Source organism: Pseudomonas sp. NY15364, from assembly GCF_048068235.1.
Taxonomy (GTDB): domain Bacteria; phylum Pseudomonadota; class Gammaproteobacteria; order Pseudomonadales; family Pseudomonadaceae; genus Aquipseudomonas; species Aquipseudomonas mendocina_D.
In genome coordinates this window covers 214,572-235,396 of the sequence record NZ_JBLUPX010000001.1, presented here as the reverse complement: position 1 = coordinate 235,396, position 20,825 = coordinate 214,572, and the positions used below count along the sequence as shown (strand labels likewise).

Sequence of the window (20,825 nt, the reverse complement as noted above, 5' to 3'; positions counted from 1 at the left end):
CCTGAGAGCGTCATCGCTCTTGTTTTAGCAGTTCTGCCGCCCGTACGGCGAAATAGGTGAGGATGCCATCGGCACCGGCACGTTTGAAGGCGGTGAGCGATTCCAGTATCACGGCCTCGCTGAGCCAGCCGTTCTGGATCGCCGCCATGTGCATGGCATACTCACCACTGACCTGATAGACGAAGGTCGGCACCTTGTAGGCATCCTTCACACGCCAGAGGATGTCCAGATAGGGCATACCAGGCTTGACCATGACCATGTCGGCACCTTCGGCCAGGTCGGCGGCCACTTCGTGCAGCGCCTCGTTACTGTTGGCCGGGTCCATCTGGTAACCGAGCTTGTTGCCCTTGCCGAGGTTGGCGGCCGAGCCCACCGCATCGCGGAACGGACCGTAGTAGGCGCTGGCGTACTTGGCCGAGTAGGCCATGATGCGCACATTGACGTGATCGGCCAGCTCCAGTGCCTCGCGGATCGCCTGCACGCGGCCATCCATCATGTCCGACGGCGCCACCACCTGGGCACCAGCCTCGGCATGCGACAGCGCCTGCTTGACCAGCGCATCGACGGTGATGTCGTTCTGCACGTAGCCGGAGTCGTCGAGAATGCCGTCCTGGCCGTGAGTGGTGAAGGGGTCGAGGGCCACGTCACTGATCACCCCAAGCTCGGGGAATTTTTCACGCAGGGCGCGGATCGCGCGCTGGGCGATACCGTCCGGGTTCCAGGCTTCCGCCCCATCCAGGGACTTCTTCTCCAGCGGCGTGACCGGGAACAGTGCCAGCGCCGGAATGCCCAGCTCGACCCAATGCTCGGCTTCCTTGAGCAGCAGATCAATGGACAGGCGCTCGACGCCCGGCATCGACGGCACGGCTTCACGGCGGTTTTCGCCGTCGAGGACGAACACCGGCAGAATCAGATCATCGACGCTCAGGCGATTCTCGCGCACCAGGCGACGGGAAAAATCGTCGCGGCGATTGCGACGCAGACGGGTGGCGGGGAACAGACGATTGGCGGGGGTAACGCTCACGGCAGACTCCAAAGCCCGCTCGGGCGGGCCAGTGTGACGGTTATAAGCGACCATTATGACCAAATGATGACGGTCAAATGACCGCGTGCGACGGCGAGTCGCACAGCCAGTCGCGCATTGTGGCATGACGCGCCACCTTCCGGGTTCCTCGCGGTCAGAGTAGTCTTCAGCACCCCCACATCGAGCGCACGGCATGCTCCAAGATCTGATCCGCCAGTTCGGTTATCCGGCATTGGTACTGGGCACCTTCCTCGAGGGTGAGGTGTCCTTGCTGCTGGCGGCCTACATGGCCGTGCGCAACGTGTTGGAGATCGAATGGGTGGCGCTGTGCGCCTTCCTCGGCACCTTCGCCAGCGATCAGCTGTGGTACTACCTCGGCCGTCGCCATGGCCGCGCGCTGCTGGCACGCAAACCACGCTGGCAACCGCTGGGCGAACGCGCCAGCGCGCTGATCAGGCGTTATCCGGACCTGTGGGTCCTGTGTTTCCGCTTCCTCTATGGTTTGCGCACGGTGATGCCGCTGACCATCGGCCTGTCCGGCTATTCCTGGCGCCGTTATCTGCTGCTCGATGCCATCGGCGCTGGCGTCTGGGCCGGCGGCATCAGCCTGCTGGCCTACAGTCTGGGCAACGCCATGGGCGGTCTGCTGGAAGAGCTGCGCAACTATCAGGTCATCCTGCTCGCCGCGGTGGTACTGCTACTGGCGCTCGCCTGGCTAAACCGGTGGCGTCAGCGCCGGCGTGGCTGAACCGCGAGCCAGCCAGATGCCCAGCAGGCTGGCCAGGCTGTAAGCGACAAGCCAGGTCCAGGCACCGACATCCAACGTCAGCATGCCCAGTTCACCGGCCAGCCAGAATGCCGGCAGGTTGCTCGCCAGGCGCAGGTACTCCATCTGCCTGGCATTGCTGCGGTTTTCCAGCCACATGCCGATACTGCACAGGCCCAGCGCCATCCACAGGCAGGCCAGCAGCACCGCACTGATCGAAAGCGCATCGCCCTGCGCCAGCAGCCATACGCCGGCTAGCAGGTAACAGACGAACTGCAGCAACGCGTAAACCTGCGCGCCACGCGCCAGCGGCACATCGAACTTGCGGAAGTTGCTCAGGTCCGCCTTGGCTTGCGGATAGCGCGCCGCCACGTCGGCCGGGCGCCACCCCGTTGGCATGAACCAGATACGCAGGCGGTCCCACCAGGAGCTGGCGCGCCTGGCGTCGCGCCACAGCCCGGCGTAGACCTGCAGGTTGGCCCACAGGGGGTTCCAGCTGGCCAGAGGTACGGTTACGCCGAAGATCACCGGTTCCTCGTCGAGCTCCTCCTGGAATGTGCCGAAAATTCGGTCCCAGACAATGAACACACCGCCGTAATTGCGATCCATGTAGATAGGATTCTGCGCATGGTGAACCCGGTGGTTGGATGGCGTGATGAACAACCACTCGAACCAGCCCAGCTTGGGAATGTGGCGAGTATGCACCCAGAACTGATAGAGCAGGTTCAGGGCTGCGACAGTGAGAAAGACCAGCGGCGGCACACCAACCACGGCCATCGGCAGGTAGAAGATCCAGCCGAAGATGAAACCGGTGCTGGTTTGCCGTAACGCAGTGGAGAGGTTGTAGTCCTCGCTTTGATGGTGCACGGCATGAGCGGCCCAGAGCACATTGCGCTCGTGGCCCAGGCGGTGGTTCCAGTAGTAGCAGAAATCGTAGAAGACGAAGGCGAAGATCCACACCCAGAGGCTGCTTGCAGACAACTCGACCAACGCCAGATGCTCCCAGGCGAAGGTATAGGTGAGCAGGCCGACCACCTTGGTGAGAATCCCGGTGGCCTGCGACAGCACGCCAGCACTGAGGCTGTTGAGCGCATCGGCCAGGCGATAGGTACACATGCCGCGCCAGCGGTCTGCGAGCAGTTCCAGAGCGATCAGCAAAAAGAAGAAGGGCACTGCGTAGAGAACGTAATTCATGACTGCGCCGTATCGTTGTACTTGTGTCGGGAATGAGCTGTTATTCATCCTATGCGCAGCTTCGCCAGGCTTCGCGGCGGCAAATGACAGCCCGAGTGGCATTTGGCGACAACCCAGGAATCGGTAACACCCGCGCCCGCTTCACGGTCGCGTCTTTCCTCACCAGGAGTCGAGCATGAGCAAGAAAGTGGCAGTGATTCTGTCCGGCTGTGGCGTCTACGATGGCGCCGAGATCCATGAAAGCGTGATCACCCTGTTGCGCCTCGACCAGCGTGGCGCCCAGGTCCAGTGTTTCGCCCCCAACGTGCCGCAGCTGCACGTGGTCGATCACTATAGCGGCGACGAGATGGACGAGACGCGCAACGTCCTGGTGGAATCGGCGCGCATTGCCCGCGGCAAGATCAAGGACGTGAAAGAGCTGCATGTGGCCGAGTTCGACGCGCTGATCCTGCCTGGCGGCTTCGGCGTGGCGAAGAACCTTTCCGACTTCGCCACCAACGGTGCCGGCTGCACCGTGCAGCCGGACGTACTGGCCGCATGCAGGGCCTTCGTCGATGCCGGCAAGCCGGTCGGCCTGATGTGCATAGCGCCGGCACTGGCGGCGAAAATCTTCGGGGCCGGCGTGGTGTGCACCATCGGCACCGATCACGACACCGCCACCACCCTGACCCAGATGGGCGCCGAGCACCATGAGTGCGAGGTCAGCGACATCATCGAGGATGAGCAACGCAAGCTGGTGACCACGCCGGCCTATATGCTCGCGCAGTCCATCGCCGAGGCGGCATCGGGCATCAACAAGATGGTCGACCGCGTACTGGAACTGGCGCACCACTGATTTTCAGGCGTCGGCATGTGGCGTTGCGCCTGAATTGACGCCAAGGCCCCATGGGGTGGGCGGCGTTCCGTTTTAGCCCACCTTAATTGCCATTGGTGGACTGAAGCTGAAGCGGAACGCGCCCGAACCCTCCCACAGGAGTCAGGCCGATCCGGCCAATACTCAGGGCACTCCTGCATTGCCTCTGGCCAAGCCTTGCGCGGTACTGCAGCGTGGCAACAGGATTTCCCGGAGCCCCTGCCATGTCCCAGCCCTTCGTCCTCAGCCCCGACCTGCAACAGGCGGTGGCCAGTTTCTTTCAGCGCATCCCCTTCAATCAGATGCTCGGTATCGAACTCGACGAGCTGAGCCCCGAGCGGGTGACCATGCACCTGCCGATGAAGCCCGAACTGATCGGCAACTTCGTCCACGGCATCCTGCACGGCGGCGTGATTTCCTCGCTGCTCGACGTCTGTGGCGGCGCCATGGCGCTGATCGGCGCATTCGCCAACCACCAGCACCTGCCGGCAGCCGAGCGCATGAGCAAACTGTCCAAGCTCGGCACCATCGATCTGCGCATCGACTACCTGCGCCCCGGACGCGGCCAGCGCTTCACTGCCACGGCCATGCCCTTGCGCGCCGGTAACAAGGTGGCGGTGATTCGTATGGAGCTGCACAACGACGAGGGCGTGCTGGTGGCAGTGGGCACTGGCACCTATCTGTGTGGGTAGTGGCAACGCACATTGTGGGAGGGGCTTCAGCCGCGGCTGGCGCCCAGCTCGCTCATCACCGGCGTACTGCTTCGCGAGTACGCCCTACGCGCCTCCCATAGCAGAAATCCGGAGCAGCTAGCGACTCAGCCGTGTGAGAATCCGATCCAGCGAGTTGGCGAATGCCTGCCGATCCTTTTCCGAATACGGCGCCTGACCACCGCCCACCTGCCCCTGCTCACGCAGGTCGGTGAACAGATTGCGCACCGCCAGGCGCTCGCCCATGTTGCGTTCGTCGAACTCGCGACCACGCGGGTCGAGCGCAGCCACACCCTTCTTCACCAGACGGTCGGCCAGTGGCACGTCGCTGCAGATCACCAGCTCGCCGGGCACGGCGTGCTCCACCAAATGATCATCGGCGGCGTCCGGCCCGCTGGGCACCACGATCAGTTTCACGCAGGCGAAATTCGGCCGGGCGACGGCCTGACCGGCCACCAGCACCACTTCGAAGCCTCGTTTGAGGGCGAACTTGACCACTTGGTCCCGCGCTGCCCGGGGGCAAGCGTCGGCGTCGATCCATACGCGCATGCAGCAACTTCCGCAGAACAATCAGCGCGCAGTATGCCAGCTGACGACTCGATCAGGCGTTGTAGAAAGGCTCGCAGCGCTCACGCACGGCGCGCGACAGGTTGTCGTCGGCCAGCTCGATAAGGTCCAGTTCCACTTCATCGGGCAGCAGCTCGGCTACCAGCGCAGCCAGGCGCCGCTGACCGCACACATCTGCACCGGAAATCGCCAGCAGCAAGCGCGGCTGCGGGCCGATGGCCGGATCGCGCAACGCAGCGAGAAAAGCTTCGCGCACAGCTAGCTGGGCACAGGCCGCAGACAGGGCCTGCTCCAGGGGAGGATGACGCAGAGCAGCCAACGCCAGATCAGGACTGTCGGCGTAGTGAGTGGAGTGGATCGAGGAAGACATGCGCGCACTCGGCAGAGAAATTGGAGCCAGCCTAGGTACACTGGGACCCGCTGTCGTGGCAGCGGTTCACGCTATCGCGCAACGAGGGCGAGCAAAGTCGCCCTCGTTCACGCCTTTCCAGTGGCTCAGGCCTGAGCTGCTGCGCGGCGCCGTTCACCCAGCAGGCTGCGCCCGTACAGCAGCGCGATACCGGCCAGCGCCAGGCCCTGCGCCGACAGGCTCCAGGCATCGGCATGAATGCCCAACCAGTCGAACTCGAAGAAGGCCACCGGACGAGTGCCGAGCACACCGGCCTCCTGCAACGCGGCCACACCATGGCCGGCGAAGACCACGGACAGCACGCACAGCAGCACCGCGTTGACGCCGAAGAAGGTCGCCAGCGGCAGTTTGCGCGAACCACGCAGGATCACCCAGGCCAGGCCGATCAGCAGCACCAACGCCGCACCGGCGCCGGCCAGCACCGCACCGTGCCCGGCAGGGCCGGCCTGTAGCCAGAGGGTTTCGTAGAACAGAATCACTTCGAACAGCTCGCGATAGACCGAGAAGAACGCCAGCATGGCGAAGCCGAAACGACCACCGCCACCGACCAGGCTGCTCTTGATGTAATCCTGCCAGGCCGCAGCATGGCGACGATCATGCATCCACACGCCAACCCACAGCAGCACCACGCTGGCGAACAGCGCCGTGGCGCCTTCCAGCAGCTCACGCTGAGCACCGCTTATGTCGATCAGGTAGGCCGCCACCGCCCAGGTCGCGACACCTGCCAGCAATGCCAGACCCCAGCCGATGTGCACGCTGCGTACCGCCTGCTGCTGCCCGGTATTGCGCAGAAAGGCGAGGATCGCCGCCAGCACCAGAATCGCCTCGAGCCCCTCGCGCAGCAGAATCAACAGGCTGGCGAAGAAGCTCAGGCTGTCATCCATTGCGCCATCGGCCAGCAGCGCCGCAGACTTGTCCAGCTCCACCTTGGCCTGTTCCAGCGCCTGTGCCGCCTGCGCGACGCCAGCGCCATCCTGGAGCGCTTGTCGATAGGCCATCAAGGCGCGCTCTGTGGTCTTGCGCTGCACTGCATCGAGGTTGTCGAGAGCACCTTCGACCAGTTCGAAGCCTTCCAGGTAGGCGCCAACGGAGAGGTCATAGGCCTGCTCACGATCACCCTCGCGGTAGGCCTGCAGACTGCGCTCCAAGGTCGAGCGGGTGTAGCCGATCAATTGTTGCGGGCCGCGCTGCTCCAGCACCGGATGCGCGCGCTGGGCGCGGAACGCGGCGATATCGCCGCCAGCAGCCGCAATCTCGGCAGGCGTGCGACCGGCCAACTCGCTCATGGCGAAGCGCGTCTGGCCCTGTGCCGGCGCGGCGCTGAAGCCGGCGATGTAGGCGGCCAGGTCCCAACGTTGGCGTTCGTCGAGCTGATCGGCGAAAGCCGGCATATCGGTGCCTTCAATGCCCAGGCCGAGCGTGCTGTAGAGGTCATACAGGCTCAGGCGATCCAGACGCGCGGCGTCACGCAGATTGGCCGGCGCCGGCTCCAGACCGATGCCGGCAGGCCCATCGCCCAGGCCGGTGTCGCCATGGCACACCGAGCAATGCTGCGCGTAGAGCGGCGCGCCGCGTTCCGGGTCAGGCGTCAGCACAGGGGTCTGCGCCACCTGATAGAGCTCGGCCAGGCGTGCACCCAGCTTGCGCGCGGCGCCTGCGACCTCATCGCCCAGTTGGCGCTGGACAATCGCCTGGTGCAGATCGCGCACGCCCTGCTCCAACTCGGCACGGCCAGCTTGAGCCGGCAAGGCCACGACCAGGCCCTGCAAAACGTCGAGAAACTCCAGTTGCTCCTGGTATTCACCGGCATCGACGATCTGGCCACCGGCAACGGTGGCCGGGTAATCAGCACCGATATAGCCAATCAGATGCAGCGCCTGCGCGGCGCCATCGAGGGGCTCGGCAACGGCGAGAAAGCTGAGGCTGGCCAGCAACGGCAGCATCAGCCAGGAAAGGGAGAAACGAAAGCGGATCATTAATGCATCCCAAACGAGAATGGGTGGCATTAAATTGTTGCCTGCCTAACGACCAAGCACAAGAACAATCTGAAATATCTGGTAACAATCAGCCGAGCGGAACCTGAAAACCCGTCCTGCCCGCGCAGGCGAGCACCCAGAATCGGCGAATCAACTGGGCTCCCGCCTCCGCGGGAGTGGCGATGAATGGCTTTTTCAGAACATCCCTGGCAAACGCTCGGCCAGCGTTGAGCGATACGAACGAGGATCAGACTGCCGCGCGCTTGACCGTCGCCAACAGGCCAGCCGCAGCCGCGAACAGTGCGGCGAAACTGCGGTTCATCACCCGCTGCTGACGCGGTGTGCGCAGCAGCCGCAGGACGCGCGAAGCGAGGCCGGTGTAGCCGGCCATAACGATCAGATCCACGATGATCATGGTCACGCCCATCACCAGATACTGCGCCAGCAGCGGCGCATGCGGGTTGATGAACTGCGGTAGTACCGCAAGCATGAAGACGATGGCCTTGGGGTTGCTGAAGTTGACCAGAAAACCGCGCAACACCAGGGTCAGTGGCCGGCCAATAGGCCGCTCGGCCGCACCGGCATCCAGATCGCTAGGCAGCGCGACCCACTGCTTGTAAGCGAGGAACACCAGATAGGCCACGCCGAACCATTTGATCAGGCTGAAGGCCAGGGCCGAGGCGGCCAGAATGGCGCCCACGCCAGCGGCGACGATGGCGATCTGCAGCGCCAGGCCGAGCTGCAAGCCAAGCGCGTTCCAGTAGCCGCGCCAGAAGCCATACTGCATACCGGCCGACATCGAGGCCACGGCACCGGCACCCGGCGACAGGCTGATCACCCAGCAGGCGACGAAGAAAGCGAGCCAGGTTTCCAATGCCATGATGCGTACCTCGAGAAGCTGAATTCAGGGGAAGAGCAGCACAGCCTACTCCTGCTCCAGCGCCTCGACCAGTCGGTCAGCGCCAGCGGCGCACCGACCTCTGGAAGAACAGGCTGTTGGGTACCTGCAACACAGCGCCGGAGGCATCCTCAGTGAGGTCCTGCAGGGTGGTGTAGAACAGGTTGATGGCGATGACCCGGCCCTTCACACCCGGCTTGTCAGCGCTATCGATCACCTCGACCGTGTCGCCGATACGGAACGGCCCCATGGTGAAGATCAGCAGCGCACAGAACATGTTCGACAGCACGCTCCAGATGGCGAAGAACGCCACCGCAGCGACAGCAGTGAAACCGGTCAGCGCCGTCCACAGCACGGTGGCCGAAACCCCCAGGCGCTCCAGCACCATGAGCAGCGCGCTGCCCATGATCAGCCAGCGCACCAGCCCCCGCAGCGGCTGCAGCACTTCTGGCGGCAACAGGCTGTAACGCGCGCCGAGGCGGCTGATGGCACGGGTCAGAATGCGTTGGGCAACCCACGCCAGCAGGATGATCAGCAGTACCTGGCCGGTGCGAATCAGCGGGTCGCGCCAGGCCATCAGCAAATCTAACTGTTCCATCACTCGGCTTCCTCCAGTTGCTGCTGCAACGCCTCCAGGGTTTCCAGCGCCAGCAGCCAGGCTTCCTCAAGCTCGGCCTCGCGGGTCTTGAGCTGTGCCTGTTCGGCCAGGCGCTGGCGCAGCTCATCCTTGCGCGCGGCCTCGTACAGACCGCTGTCGCCCAGCTGGGTTTCGACGGCGGCGAGCTTTTCCTGCACCTTGCCCAGCTCCTGTTCGAGCTTTTCCGCCTGCTTCTTGTGCGGTGCCAGTTGCTGGCGCAACGCCGCAGCAGCCTGGCGCTGGGCGCGCTTGTCGGTCTTGTCCGCGCCACCCTCGGTCGGCGCACTCGCTGGCGCCTGACGCTGACGGTAATCGACCAGCCAGCGCGCATAGTCGTCCAGATCTCCGTCGAATGGCACCACGCGGCCTTCAGCGACCAGCAGGAACTCGTCAGTGGTGCTCTTGAGGAGATGGCGATCGTGCGATACCACCACCACGGCGCCGGCGAATTCCTGCAGGGCCATGGTCAGGGCCAAGCGCATTTCCAGGTCGAGGTGGTTGGTCGGCTCGTCGAGCAGCAGCAGATTGGGCTTTTCCCAGGCAATCAACGCCAGCGCCAGGCGGGCCTTCTCGCCACCGGAGAAGTTAACCACCGGCTCATCGCAACGCGGCCCACGGAAGTCGAAGCCGCCAAGGAAGTCGCGCAGGGTCTGCTCGCGTTCGCTCGGCGCCAAACGCTGCAAATGCAGCAACGGGCTGGCTTTGTCGTCCAGCGAATCGAGCTGGTGCTGGGCGAAATAGCCGATCACCAGATTCTCACCGCGGCTCAGGCTGCCGCTCAGCGGCTGCAGTTCGGCCGACAGGTTCTTGATCAGCGTCGACTTGCCCGCGCCGTTGGGGCCGAGCAGGCCAATGCGCGCGCCGGGCACCAGGCTCAGCTTGACCTGCTGCAGCACGGTCTTGTCGCCGTAGCCGAGGCGACCTTCGCTGAGACTGAGCAGCGGCGTGGAAATCTTGTCAGCCTCGCGAAAGACGAAGTCGAAGGGTGAGTCGACATGCGCCGCGCTCAGCTCTTCCATGCGCTCCAGGGCCTTGATCCGGCTCTGCGCCTGGCGAGCTTTGGTGGCCTGGGCCTTGAAGCGGGCGATGTACTTTTCCATGTGCGCGCGCTGCGCCTGCTGCTTCTCGTAGGCCTGCTGTTGCTGGGCCAGGCGTTCGGCGCGGGTACGCTCGAAAGCCGTGTAGCCGCCGCGGTACAGGTTCAGCTTGCGCTGTTCGACATGGGCGACGTGGTCGACCACCGCGTCGAGAAAGTCGCGGTCGTGGGAAATCAGCAGCAGAGTACCTGGATAGCTTTGCAGCCAGCCCTCCAGCCAGAGAATGGCGTCCAGATCCAGGTGGTTGGTCGGCTCGTCGAGCAACAGCAGGTCGGACGGACACATCAGAGCCTGGGCCAGGTTCAGACGCATGCGCCAGCCACCGGAGAAGTCACCGACGCGGCGATCCATCTGCGCGTTCTCAAAGCCCAGGCCGGCCAGCAATTTGCGTGCGCGGGCATCGGCGGTATAGCCATCGGCGCTGTCCAGCTCACTGTGCAGGCGGGCGATGGCGGCGCCATCATGACTCTGCTCGGCAGCGGCCAGTTCGGCCTGCACGCGGCGCAGGTTGTGATCGCCGTCGAGCACGTAATCCACCGCCAGCCGATCGAGGGTGTCGACCTCCTGGCGCATATGGGCGATACGCCAATCACCGGGCAGCAGGCAATCGCCGGCATCAGGTGTCAGCTCACCGCGCAACAGGGCGAACAGGCTGGATTTGCCGGCGCCATTGGCACCGATCAGACCGGCCTTGTGGCCGGCGTGCAGGGTCAGCTCGGCGCCTTCAAGAAGACGCTGCGGGCCACGCTGTAGAGTGAGGTTCTGGAGTCGGATCATAATGGCGGCGGAGTCTACCAAATCGCCCCGGAGGCCGCGTGCAGGATCTGTGGAATTTCGCCCTCGAACTCTACGCCAGAGCAGGCGTGGAACAGGCCTGCCTGGAGTTGCAGGACACAGGTAGTGACGTTTGCCTGCTGCTGACCGGTGCCTGGTTACAGCGGCGCGGTGTGCGCTGCCTGGATGAGCGCCTGCAAGCACTGCAGCAAGCGGCTGCCCCCTGGCAACGCAAGGTGATCGCGCCTTTGCGTCATGTACGCCAGGACTGGCGCGCAAACGCAAGCCAGGATGCGGAACTGGCAGTCTTGCGTGAGCAGGTCAAAAAACTGGAACTGCAGGCCGAGCGGGTATTGCTCGATCGTTTGCAGGCGCTGGCCGAGAACTGGCCAAACGAGGCAGGCGAAAACGATTGGTTGACTAGCCTGGCCGGAGGGAACAGCGCCGCGCTGCAGGTGCTACGCGGCGCCGTTGATCATCCTTAGGAAGCGCTCGGAGTAACCGGGGCGGTGGCTCCATTGGTGGTCGCAGGAGCAGCAGGGGCTGCCGGAGCAACCGGCGCGGCGACTGGCTTGGCAACTGCTGGCTTGGCCGGAGCCTTCTTCGCCGGCGCCTTGGCAGCGACTGGTTTCTTCACCGCAGCCGGCTTGCTGACCGGTTTGCTCGCGGGTTTTGCAGGCGTGGCCTTGGCAGCCGGCTTTGCAGCAGGTTTACTGGCTGCTGCGGGCTTGGCCGGTGCTTTTGCGGCAGCGGGCTTGGCGGCAGCTTTCGGTGCAGCGGGTTTTGCCGCAACGGCCTTGCTGGCCGCAGGCTTGCTGGCTGCTGCCGGTTTCGCTACTGGCTTGGCGACGGCTTTACTCGCCGGTTTGGCAGCAACCGGTTTGGCCGGGGCCTTCTTCACGGGTGCTTTCGCTGCAGCAGGCTTTTTCGCCGCGCTCGGCTTGGCGGCCGGAGCAGCGGCCTTGGCCTCACGCACATCCAACGCCTTGCCGGCAGCTTCCTTCACTTTGCCTACGCCCTGGGCCAGCTTCAGGCTTTCCTGAGCATCACGCTTGAGCTGGGCGATATAGGTGCGGGTTTCGCTCTGGCTGGCCTTGAGTGCGTCGAGCAACTCCTCCAACTCGGCGACTGCGTCCTTGGCCTTGGCTTGCGCCTTGGCCTTGCCGGCAACAGCTGCGTCCTGCAGCTTGCTGCGAGCCTTGTGCAGTTTTTCCTGCGCCTTGCCGCGCTGCTTCTCCAGCTTGGCGAGCAGTTTCTCTGCGTCGATCAGCGCTTGCGAGCAGGCATTTTCCAGGTGCTCGAGCAAGCTGGCAGACAGTTGATGCAGCAGGTGCAACGGGGTAGTGATGGACTTCTTCTTGGCCGACATGGCGCGCCTCCTGGCGGATGTGAACGCGCCCATACTAGACGCAGCCGCGAGGGCTCGCCATAGGCCTTTTGGCGAGCCGAGCAGATGCCGAAGTGCGCTGGCATAATCGGCGAGACCTTTTAGCTGTTGCAGAGCACGCTACGGCGCAGCAAAACCTCAACAGCCTGCCAAGTATCTTGATCGGGAGACACCGTCATGAGCCGCGCCGTAATCGCCGCCCTCGCTATCTGCTGCAGCCTGGGCGTGCAGGCCGACCAGCACCAGCAGGATCTGGCCTACAGCTTGGGCGTACGCCTTGGCGAGCGCCTGCACGAAGAGGTGCCTGACCTGCCACTGAGCGAGCTGCTCGAAGGCTTGCGCCAGGCCTACGAGGGCAAGCCCTTGCGACTCGACGCAGGTCGAATCGAGCAGCTGCTGGATGAACACGAAGCGCGTATCGAAGCCTCGCCACAGCGCCACACCAAAGCCATCGAAACCGAGCAGCGCTTTCTCGCCGAGCAAGGGCGCCGCCCGAACGTGCGGACGCTGGCCAATGGCGTGCTGGTGACGGAGCTCAGCCCTGGCAGCGGCCCGACGCCCACCGCTCGCAGCCGAGTGCAGGTGATTTACCGCGGCGAACTGGCCGACGGCAGCGTCTTCGATGAGAGCAGCACGCCGCAGTGGTTTCGCCTGGACAGCCTGATCGCCGGCTGGCGCAGCGCTTTGCTGCAAATGCCGAAAGGCGCTCATTGGCGCCTGGTAATTCCAGCGGATCAGGCGTACGGAGAAGAAGGGGCGGGTGACCTGATACCACCCTATGCGCCACTGGTGTTCGATCTACGCCTGCTCGACGTAGCCGACTGATGGCCTTTCGACAAGCAGCCTTACGTAGGAACCCCGCCCCGGGGCGAAGCTTTCGATTGCGCGCGGCCCTGATGCGCGGCGGGACGCCGCCGCAACAAACTTGTGCGTCGACGCTTAACTGACTGGCGTCAGCCTCACGGCCCGGAGTGCTCCGGACCATTGCCAACACGGGCTCAGAGCGCTTCGACGGCCTGTTCCTGATGAGAGTTGTGCAGTACTTCGATCAGGCAGTCTTCCAGTTCGAAGCGCTCGTGCAGTAACTGCCCCAGATGATTGAGCTCCGCCACCAGCGATGTACTGTCGCGACAGTCGCCATTGTCGCAGTGGTCGTTGAACGCCAGCGCGACCGCGGTAATGGCTTCGATACGCGGGTAGATCTGCTTGGCCAGTTCCAGACCACGTTGGTCGTTGAAGGCCTTGGCCTCGTTGGTCAACTGCTCGTAGACCTCGAAGTGACCAGCAGACACGTAATCCACCAGCAACTCGCAGAAACCCTGCAGAGACTCACAGTTGATTGCTGGCGCCTGCGGCGCCTTGGTAAGGGCGGTGTAAGCCAGCACAAGTTCGCGGCGCTCACCCAACCAGCGATCGATCAACTGGTGAACCCCACCCCAACGTTCCTGTGCGTTCCGGCAACTCTCAAGCATGATGAACCTCGCTTCCCTTATCGATAATGCCTGTTATACGTCCGCTCCCGAGACGTTTTTCTGTCAATCGGTGCTTGACCTTGGGAAGGCAACCGCAAATTGGCATTTTTCCGGCGGTGCGTGCGAGCCAGATTATGCTCGTGGACACCCACCATCAAGGCATCGCCGTGAGAAAGTTTCATACGACCGTTTAATCCCGAAGCCACGACCCGCGTGGCTTCGTACAATTCGCATTCTCAATCGCGACGCAGCAGCTGGAACAGGCAGAACCCGAGCATGCCGATGAAACCCAGCAGGCTCCACTCGGGGATGCTCATACCGAACAGCGTCCACTTCACCTCGGCACAGTCAGCGCTGCCCTGGAACACCAGGCGCACGATGTCCTGCATCGGCAGGGCTTCCATCATGAACTCGAGGCTGGGCAGACAGGCTTCAAGCTGATCGGCCGGCACGCTCTGCAACCAGATCTGCCGGCCGGCGGTGGCGGCGCCAGCGCCGGCGAACAGCAGTGCCAGTACCGCGTAAACGCGGCGCCCTACGCTGCCTGGCCCATGGATCGCAGCGACCAGGCAGACCACGCCGAACAGCACCACGCAGATGCGTTGCAGCACGCACATCGGGCAGGGCTCCAGCCCAACGACGTGTTCCAGGTACAGCGCAGCCGCCATCAGCAATACGCAGCCGATGAATGCCAGGAAAAACAGGGGACGCGGACTGGCCAAGTGCATGATGGCTCCGGGAGGGAAATCGAGGGCCGTACGGTAGAGGAAAGCGAGGGCGCCTTTCAAGGCGCCCCGTGAATCAGAGTCGGCTGTTCATCATGCTGGAACGCCCCTCCGTCCGCATACCAAACCTACCGCGGCATTCGGCCGCAGTCATTCAAGCGCTGACGCCCTTTGGTTGAGGCAGAGAAGGCAAGCCTTGATGCAGCAAGCCAAGACTCTCCAGCAGTAGCTGATTGCTGCGTTCCAGCTCGCCCAACTGCGCCAGCAGACGCGCCAGTTCGGCACAGGTTTCCGGATGGCGCTCGATCTTCAGACTGGTCTCGAAGTAATCGCGCGCCTTGCCCCACAGCTGGTTCTGCAGGCACAGACGGCCCAGGGTCAAGAGCAAGGCTGGGTCCTGCGGATGCTGCTTGAGCCAGAGTTCGGCGGTTTGCAGCTGACGCGCCGGATCGGCGCCACGCAGCACGCCATAGAAGCGCGCCAGACGGCTGTCGTAACCACGCTTGAGCGCACCACGCAAAACCTCTTCGGCCTCTTCCTGTGCGCCCAGCCGACGCAATTGCTCGACGTAGGTGGCAATCAGCTCAGGTTCCTGACGCAGCGGTGAAGAAAGCTGTTGCCAGGCCTGGGTCAGCGGCTGCAGTGCGGCTTCACCGTCACCCTGACCTAGCTGCCCGGCATCGGCCAGACGACCGCGCCAGGTCTCGCGCTCCAGCTCGTCGAGTTCGGCGGCAGGCAGGGCCTTTTCCTTGCGCAGCTCAGGCAGCAGGCCAAGCAGTGCCGACCAGTCCTGACGCTGCAAATACAGGCGCTGTAGCTGGCGCAACACCAGATGATGGCCCGGATGGCGCTCGCGCATCGCCTGCAGGGTCTCTAACGCAGCCTCACTGTCGCCACGATTGCGTTGCAGCTCAGCGTGGGTCAGGGCAATCGCCAGCTCAGCTTGGGGCTGCTTGCTCAGTGCGCGCTCAAGCAGGGCATCGCTCTGCTCGTGTTGGCCAAGCTTGTTGGCAGCCCGTGCTGCGCCCAGGTAATACATCAACGGTCGGCTGTCGGCTTCGGCGGCGCGGGTCAACTGACGCTGCGCGCGCGCCCAGCGGCCTTCGGCCAGGTCCTGCATGCCCTGTTCGGACGCCAGGCGCACGCGACGATTGCGGTGCAGACGCGACCACGGGTTGGCCAGTCGCGTCGAGCTGAGCAACAGACGCAACGTCCACTTGATCAGGTAGTACAACACCACGACGACCACCAGCAGACCAAGGAATGCCCACAGGCCGGACTGGTAACGGAAACCCTTATACGCGAACAACACATAGCCGCGGTCGGCCTCGATAGCCAGGCTGAGCAGATACAACCCGACTGCGACGGCCAGCAGTAGCAAAAGCCAGATCAGGCGTCTCATTGCGCCTCCTCGGCCGTGGCGGCCCCCTGCCGACGTTGCGCTTGTTTACGTTGCAGGTACGCCTGCAGTGCATCGAGCGAGTCGCTCAGGTCCGGCACCTTGACCTCGATGCTGGCATCGGCCAGTTCCTTGAAGCGCTGGCGCAGGGCGCGACTGTCCGGATTGTCCAGATTGAAGTGGGCGTCGAGGATTTCCTCGGCCTGCTTCAATGACTGCTGGTAGACACCGGCCTGGCCATGCAGCGCGGCCCACTGTGCCTGCTCCAGCGCCAGCGACAGACTCAGGCGCACCTGCGACAGGCTTTGCCCGGACAGCAGCGGACGCACGTTGCGATCGGCATCGAATTCGATACGGAAGTACTCCGAAAGCTTCTTCACCCACTCGCCCCACCAGGCACTGCCATCGCCTTCGGCTGCCAGATCGGAAAGCACATCGCCCTGCCCTTCGAAGGTCGGCGCCAGGGGATTGAGGGTTGCTGCCTGCTCACGCAAGGCGCCCAGTTGCAGGAACAGGCCGACGCGATCCGGGCGCGCCGTGGTGCGCAGCGCTTCCAGGCTACGGCTGAGTTGCTCGCGGGCGGCGAAGGCGGCAGGGTCATCCTGCTCGCGGAGGATTTCATCGGCGGCCAGTACCAGCGCTTCAGCGCTGGCGACGTCCTGCAGCGCAGATAATCTCAAGGTGGCCAAGCGCAGCAGGTGTTCGGCCTCGTCCAGGCGCCAATCCTGGCGGCTACCATCGAGCACGCTTTCCAGGCGCTGGCTCAGACGCTGCTGATCGCTCTGCAGATTGGCCAGCAGGCGACGGCGCTCGTCCAGCTCGGCCGCACTGGGCAGGGCTGACAGACGCGAGTCGAGGCGTTGGGCCAGCTCATCCACTTTCTTCGCACTGTCGTCACGGGTGCGCTGCAGGTCTTCGGCCTGCTGCAGGTCCCTGCTCTGCATTGCATGCAGTTGCCACAGGCTCCAGCCGCCAGCACCGGCGCCAGCCAGGCCAATCAGCAGGGCGAATGCGGCAAGGCCGCTGCCACCGCCACTGCGTGGTGCCTTCACCGGTGGCGGTGCAGGTGTGGGTTTCACGGCTTCGCTGGCCGGTTTATCTTCTGGCGTGTTCGGGGTGGATGCTTCGCTCACGTATCCGTCCTTTTAGAGGGCGGCAGCCGGAAACTGCTCCAGCGCTGCCTGCAAGGCCGCGGCGCTGGCGCCGCGACAGTCCACAACGATTTCCGCGCCCGCATTGCGCGCCTGCTCGGCAACGCGCGGGCTGGGTACGAACAAGGGTAGCCGAGCCAACGCTGGCCAGTCATCGCCAGCCAGTTGCAGCAGATGTTCGAAACCCTGCCCACTGCTGACAACCAGGCCGTTCAGGCGTTCCGCTCGCACGCACTGGCCGAGCTCACCCGGCGCGTACTGCGGCAGTACACGGCGATACAGTGGCAGATAGTCGACCGTCACGCCTTGGCCGCGCAAGCTTTCGGCAAGGAATTCTCGGCCACCTTCGCCACGCAGAATCAGAACACGCGGCGTAGATGCCGTGGCAATCGCCTGGTGTAGCGCAGGCAGAGCGAGCAGCGCTTCGCTGTCATCGGCCGAATCAGGAAAGTGCACGCGCAAGCCCTGTTCGGCGAGCACAGCCGCGGTGGCAGCGCCGACGCTGAACCAAGGCAGGTCAGGCGTCTGCGCCGTATATTGAGCCAAGAGCCGCAACCCCATGCGAGCCGCCGGTTTACTGACCACGATCACCGCAGAGTAGCGTTGTAATGTGGCGAAGACCTCGCGCTGCTCGGGCGTCTCATCCAGCGCTTCGATGGCCAGCAGCGGCATGCAGTGACTGTACACGCCCTGCGCACCCAAGGTCTGCGCCAGCGCTGCACAATCCTCGGCTGGACGGGTCAGCAGCAAGCGCCATGCAGTCAAGAGTGACCGGCCTCACCGTAAACGGCCTGGAGAATGGCATCGGCCCCTTGCGCCAGCAGCGCCTCGGCGACACGCACCCCCAGTGCTTCAGCATCACCACTGGCAGCACGTTCTTCGGCGCGCAGCAACAGGCCGCCGTCAGGCTGGCCGACCAGACCGCGTAGCCATAGCTGGTCATCTTCGAGCAGGGCATAGCAGGCGATGGGAACCTGGCAGCCGCCATTGAGATGTTTGTTCAGCGCACGCTCGGCAGTAACGCGCAGCGCGGTTTCACGGTGATGCAACGGTGCCAGCAAAGCATGCACGTCACTGTCGGCGCTGCGGCACTCGATACCCACGGCGCCCTGGCCGCCGGCCGGCAGGCTGTCCTCGGCGCTGATCGAACTGCGGATGCGATCTTCGAAGCCCAGGCGAATCAGGCCGGCGGCGGCGAGAATGATGGCGTCGTATTCGCCGGCATCGAGCTTGGCCAGCCGGGTATTGACGTTGCCACGCAGGAACTGGATTTTCAGGTCCGGCCGACGCGCCAGCAGTTGCGCCTGACGGCGCAGACTGGAAGTGCCGACCACGCTGCCCTCGGGCAGTGCATCAAGGCTGGAGTAGGTATTGGAAACGAAGGCGTCGCGCGGGTCTTCACGCTCGCAGATGCAGTACAGGCCCAGCCCTTCGGGAAAGTCCATCGGCACGTCCTTCATCGAGTGCACGGCGATGTCGGCTTCGTTCTCCAGCAGTGCGGTTTCCAGTTCCTTGACGAACAGGCCCTTGCCACCAATTTTCGCCAGCGGCGCGTCGAGCAGCTTGTCGCCGCGGCTGACCATGGGCACCAGGCTGACCTTGAGGCCCGGATGGGCCTGCTCCAGACGGGCTTTGACATATTCGGCCTGCCACAGGGCCAGGGCGCTCTTACGGGTGGCGATGCGAATTTCGCGGGACATGAGGCAATTCCAGAAAACCGATTGCCGCAAATCATAACAGGCTCGCCCGGCGCCGGCGGAAGGAGGCGGCCATAGGCCGCAGCCGGCGACCCGCTACAGCGACTGCATCATCTTGCGTACACCGGCCACATGGCGGCGGCTGACCACCAGCGAGTCACCGTCGAGCCCCTTGAGGAACAGTTGGAAGTGTCCGAGCGGGGTGCGCTGCAGACGCTCGATACGCTCACGCGCCACCAGTGCATTGCGGTGGATGCGCACGAAGCGATCACCGAACTCGTCTTCCAGCGCCTTCAGCGGCTCATCCAGCAAGACCTCGCCACCCTCATGACGCAGAGTGACGTACTTGTGGTCGGCGATGAAGTAGACCACGTGATCCAGCGGGATCAGCTCGATGCCCTTGCGGGTTCGCGCACTGATATGAGTACGCGGACCACCGCCAGTCTCCGCAGCGGGACGAGTCAGCGCGGCCAGTTGCACCCGATTGGGCCGCTCGGCCTTCTTCAGCGCTTCGCTCAGACTCTCAGGGCGCACAGGCTTGACCAGGTAGCCCACTGCACTGACCTGGAAGGCCTCGAGAGCGAACTCGTCATGAGCCGTGCAAAAAATCACCGCTGGCGGCGCTTCGCGCTCGCACAATTTGGCAGCGACTTGCAGGCCGTCTAGACCGGGCATGCGGATATCCAGCAGGACCACATCCGGCTTCAGACTATCAATCAGGGTCAGGGCTTCCTCGCCATTGCTGGCGGCGGGCTCCAGGACCCGGTAACCCTCGAGCTCACCGACCATACGGCTGAGGCGCTCGCGGGCAAGGGGTTCGTCATCGACGATCAGGACATTCATATTGCTCTGGCTTCCTGCGTGAGTCTCGCACAAGGATAGCGTAGACAGCTGTAGTGACGGCCGTCACGGCGCTCCACGCTGAGACTCGCCTTCGGCCCAAAAAGTGCCGCCAGGCGCGCATCGATATTGCTCAGCGCTTGCTGCGTACCCCGTGATGGATGCTGCTCGCCCCGCTCTTCATACGGATTGCTGACACACAAGCTGAACACACCATCCTGGTAATCCGCCTCGACCCGCACCAGGCCGCCTTCGATACGCGGCGCGATGCCATAGATCAGCGCATTCTCCAACAGAGGTTGCAGGGTCAGCTGGGGAATCGGCAGATCCTCCGGCACACCTTCGACCTCCCACTGCAACTGTAGTCGCTCGCCGAGCCGATAGTGCTCGATCGATAGATATCGTTTCGCCAGTTCCAGTTCCTCCTTCCACGGCACCAGCGTGCCGGGCTTGGCCAGGCTGGCGCGAAACAGATCCGACAGATCCAGCACCGCCTGCTCGGCCTTGTACGGATCGAGCGTGACCAGGCTGGCAATGCTGTTGAGGCTATTGAACAGAAAATGCGGGCGAATCCGCGCCTGCAACGACTCTATACGGGCACGCAACTCGGCCTGCTCCTGCCGACGCCATTGGCTCTGCAGATAAAAATAGCGTAGCAGCAGTGCGGACATGATCAGGCTGATCAACGCATGGCGCAGATAAAGATTCACTTCACCACTGCGTGGCAGCGGCCCGCCCAGCTCGTAATAGTCGGCCACCGCCGTACAACCCAGAGTCAGCAGCACCACCAGCACACAGCACAGGCCGCCAGCCAGCGCCGGGGGCAGGCGCGCCAGCAAGGGCCGTAATCGACATAGCACTGCAGCCGACAGCAGCACAATCCACTGCACGAACAATGAGGTCAGGGCCAGGCGCACCCAGTCGAAACCCGGCGTCATCGGTTCGGCGAGCACCAGCACCAGTACCAGCAGCTCAGCCAGCAGCACCATGCTCAGCAGGGCTTCCGGCTGGCACAGTTCCGGGACGAAGAAGTCGTCGATACGTTTGTTCTTGGCAAGCGATTTTGTATGCATCGACGCAGTTTCCGTGTCGCCCTGCTAGCCGGCAAGCCAGACGGCTCCAGCCGGACAAAATAAAGCACCGAAATGCCACCTTCGCGACAGATTTGTGAAGCAGCCGACACCACTGCGTCCTGCCTGACGGCTAACTCGACACGTCGAAACGCCTGCCGACCCTGTTATTATCGACG

Annotated in this window: 22 protein-coding genes; 5 read left to right on the top strand and 17 right to left on the bottom strand. The window is 63.7% G+C overall.

Annotated elements, in window-relative coordinates; genetic code table 11:
• Positions 1-10: 10 nt before the first annotated feature.
• Positions 11-1,024 carry a porphobilinogen synthase gene (gene hemB, locus ACNFCJ_RS01140; RefSeq protein WP_343352029.1) on the bottom strand — a complete coding sequence of 338 codons (1,014 nt, stop codon included), beginning with the start codon at positions 1,022-1,024 and terminating at the stop codon, positions 11-13.
• Between the two features lie 193 nt (positions 1,025-1,217).
• Between hemB and ACNFCJ_RS01135 the strand changes: the two genes are divergently transcribed.
• Complete coding sequence (locus tag ACNFCJ_RS01135; protein WP_212629236.1) at positions 1,218-1,772, top strand: DedA family protein; 555 nt, start codon at positions 1,218-1,220, stop codon at positions 1,770-1,772.
• Here the strand turns inward: ACNFCJ_RS01135 and ACNFCJ_RS01130 are convergent.
• A complete protein-coding gene (locus tag ACNFCJ_RS01130; RefSeq protein WP_416769291.1) occupies positions 1,740-2,984 on the bottom strand; it encodes a sterol desaturase family protein in 1,245 nt (414 codons plus the stop codon). The two genes, ACNFCJ_RS01135 and ACNFCJ_RS01130, sit on opposite strands and share 33 nt — an antisense overlap.
• A gap of 175 nt (positions 2,985-3,159) precedes the next feature.
• On the opposite strand from ACNFCJ_RS01130, the gene elbB reads away from it, so the two are divergent.
• Together elbB and ACNFCJ_RS01120 are read left to right on the top strand one after the other, a co-directional pair.
• Positions 3,160-3,819, top strand: a complete 660-nt coding sequence (gene elbB / locus ACNFCJ_RS01125) for an isoprenoid biosynthesis glyoxalase ElbB (RefSeq protein ID WP_416769289.1) — start codon at positions 3,160-3,162, stop codon at positions 3,817-3,819.
• Positions 3,820-4,061: 242 nt separating this feature from the next.
• Positions 4,062-4,529 (top strand): thioesterase family protein, encoded by a 468-nt coding sequence (locus tag ACNFCJ_RS01120; protein ID WP_143507649.1) that lies wholly within the window; start codon positions 4,062-4,064, stop codon positions 4,527-4,529.
• A 117-nt stretch (positions 4,530-4,646) separates the two neighbouring features.
• On the opposite strand, the gene ACNFCJ_RS01115 is transcribed toward ACNFCJ_RS01120, so the two are convergent.
• The 6 genes from ACNFCJ_RS01115 to ACNFCJ_RS01090 all read right to left on the bottom strand — a co-directional run bounded on the left by ACNFCJ_RS01115 (position 4,647) and on the right by ACNFCJ_RS01090 (position 10,908).
• Positions 4,647-5,096 (bottom strand): YaiI/YqxD family protein, encoded by a 450-nt coding sequence (locus tag ACNFCJ_RS01115; protein WP_099524651.1) that lies wholly within the window; start codon positions 5,094-5,096, stop codon positions 4,647-4,649.
• A gap of 52 nt (positions 5,097-5,148) precedes the next feature.
• Positions 5,149-5,484 (bottom strand): enhanced serine sensitivity protein SseB C-terminal domain-containing protein, encoded by a 336-nt coding sequence (locus ACNFCJ_RS01110; RefSeq protein ID WP_143507650.1) that lies wholly within the window; start codon positions 5,482-5,484, stop codon positions 5,149-5,151.
• A 125-nt stretch (positions 5,485-5,609) separates the two neighbouring features.
• Positions 5,610-7,499 (bottom strand): FTR1 family protein, encoded by a 1,890-nt coding sequence (locus ACNFCJ_RS01105; RefSeq protein ID WP_416769287.1) that lies wholly within the window; start codon positions 7,497-7,499, stop codon positions 5,610-5,612.
• A 247-nt stretch (positions 7,500-7,746) separates the two neighbouring features.
• Positions 7,747-8,379 carry a LysE family transporter gene (locus tag ACNFCJ_RS01100; RefSeq protein ID WP_099524656.1) on the bottom strand — a complete coding sequence of 211 codons (633 nt, stop codon included), beginning with the start codon at positions 8,377-8,379 and terminating at the stop codon, positions 7,747-7,749.
• A gap of 76 nt (positions 8,380-8,455) precedes the next feature.
• Entirely contained in the window at positions 8,456-8,995 is a 540-nt protein-coding gene (locus tag ACNFCJ_RS01095; RefSeq protein WP_099524658.1) for a mechanosensitive ion channel family protein, read from the bottom strand.
• Complete coding sequence (locus tag ACNFCJ_RS01090) at positions 8,995-10,908, bottom strand: ATP-binding cassette domain-containing protein (protein WP_416769284.1); 1,914 nt, start codon at positions 10,906-10,908, stop codon at positions 8,995-8,997. Before ACNFCJ_RS01090 ends, ACNFCJ_RS01095 begins: the two co-directional genes overlap by 1 nt.
• A gap of 38 nt (positions 10,909-10,946) precedes the next feature.
• Here ACNFCJ_RS01090 and ACNFCJ_RS01085 point away from each other — a divergent pair, with 38 nt between their 5' ends.
• Positions 10,947-11,390, top strand: a complete 444-nt coding sequence (locus ACNFCJ_RS01085) for a TIGR02444 family protein (RefSeq protein WP_125880818.1) — start codon at positions 10,947-10,949, stop codon at positions 11,388-11,390.
• Here the strand turns inward: ACNFCJ_RS01085 and ACNFCJ_RS01080 are convergent.
• Positions 11,387-12,274 carry an AlgP family protein gene (locus tag ACNFCJ_RS01080; protein WP_416769282.1) on the bottom strand — a complete coding sequence of 296 codons (888 nt, stop codon included), beginning with the start codon at positions 12,272-12,274 and terminating at the stop codon, positions 11,387-11,389. The two genes, ACNFCJ_RS01085 and ACNFCJ_RS01080, sit on opposite strands and share 4 nt — an antisense overlap.
• A 195-nt stretch (positions 12,275-12,469) precedes the next feature.
• On the opposite strand from ACNFCJ_RS01080, the gene ACNFCJ_RS01075 reads away from it, so the two are divergent.
• Positions 12,470-13,117 carry an FKBP-type peptidyl-prolyl cis-trans isomerase gene (locus ACNFCJ_RS01075; protein WP_416769281.1) on the top strand — a complete coding sequence of 216 codons (648 nt, stop codon included), beginning with the start codon at positions 12,470-12,472 and terminating at the stop codon, positions 13,115-13,117.
• Between the two features lie 173 nt (positions 13,118-13,290).
• Here ACNFCJ_RS01075 and rsd read toward each other — a convergent pair whose 3' ends face one another.
• The 8 genes from rsd to ACNFCJ_RS01035 all read right to left on the bottom strand — a co-directional run bounded on the left by rsd (position 13,291) and on the right by ACNFCJ_RS01035 (position 20,649).
• Positions 13,291-13,764 (bottom strand): sigma D regulator, encoded by a 474-nt coding sequence (gene rsd, locus ACNFCJ_RS01070; protein WP_416769279.1) that lies wholly within the window; start codon positions 13,762-13,764, stop codon positions 13,291-13,293.
• A gap of 236 nt (positions 13,765-14,000) precedes the next feature.
• Positions 14,001-14,492 carry a disulfide bond formation protein B gene (locus ACNFCJ_RS01065; protein ID WP_416769277.1) on the bottom strand — a complete coding sequence of 164 codons (492 nt, stop codon included), beginning with the start codon at positions 14,490-14,492 and terminating at the stop codon, positions 14,001-14,003.
• Positions 14,493-14,643: 151 nt separating this feature from the next.
• A complete protein-coding gene (locus tag ACNFCJ_RS01060; RefSeq protein WP_416769276.1) occupies positions 14,644-15,891 on the bottom strand; it encodes a heme biosynthesis HemY N-terminal domain-containing protein in 1,248 nt (415 codons plus the stop codon).
• On the bottom strand, positions 15,888-17,021 hold the full coding sequence (locus tag ACNFCJ_RS01055) for a uroporphyrinogen-III C-methyltransferase (protein WP_416769274.1): 1,134 nt from the start codon (positions 17,019-17,021) through the stop codon (positions 15,888-15,890). Before ACNFCJ_RS01055 ends, ACNFCJ_RS01060 begins: the two co-directional genes overlap by 4 nt.
• A gap of 12 nt (positions 17,022-17,033) precedes the next feature.
• A complete protein-coding gene (locus tag ACNFCJ_RS01050; protein ID WP_416769272.1) occupies positions 17,034-17,804 on the bottom strand; it encodes a uroporphyrinogen-III synthase in 771 nt (256 codons plus the stop codon).
• The gene (gene hemC, locus ACNFCJ_RS01045; protein WP_179575184.1) at positions 17,801-18,739 is read right to left on the bottom strand and encodes a hydroxymethylbilane synthase; all 939 of its coding nucleotides are present in this window, start codon (positions 18,737-18,739) and stop codon (positions 17,801-17,803) included. The genes ACNFCJ_RS01050 and hemC overlap by 4 nt, the downstream gene beginning before the upstream one ends.
• Positions 18,740-18,832: 93 nt before the next feature.
• On the bottom strand, positions 18,833-19,579 hold the full coding sequence (locus tag ACNFCJ_RS01040) for a LytR/AlgR family response regulator transcription factor (RefSeq protein WP_099524679.1): 747 nt from the start codon (positions 19,577-19,579) through the stop codon (positions 18,833-18,835).
• Positions 19,576-20,649, bottom strand: a complete 1,074-nt coding sequence (locus tag ACNFCJ_RS01035; RefSeq protein ID WP_256833905.1) for a sensor histidine kinase — start codon at positions 20,647-20,649, stop codon at positions 19,576-19,578. Before ACNFCJ_RS01035 ends, ACNFCJ_RS01040 begins: the two co-directional genes overlap by 4 nt.
• Between the last annotated feature and the right edge of the window lie 176 nt (positions 20,650-20,825).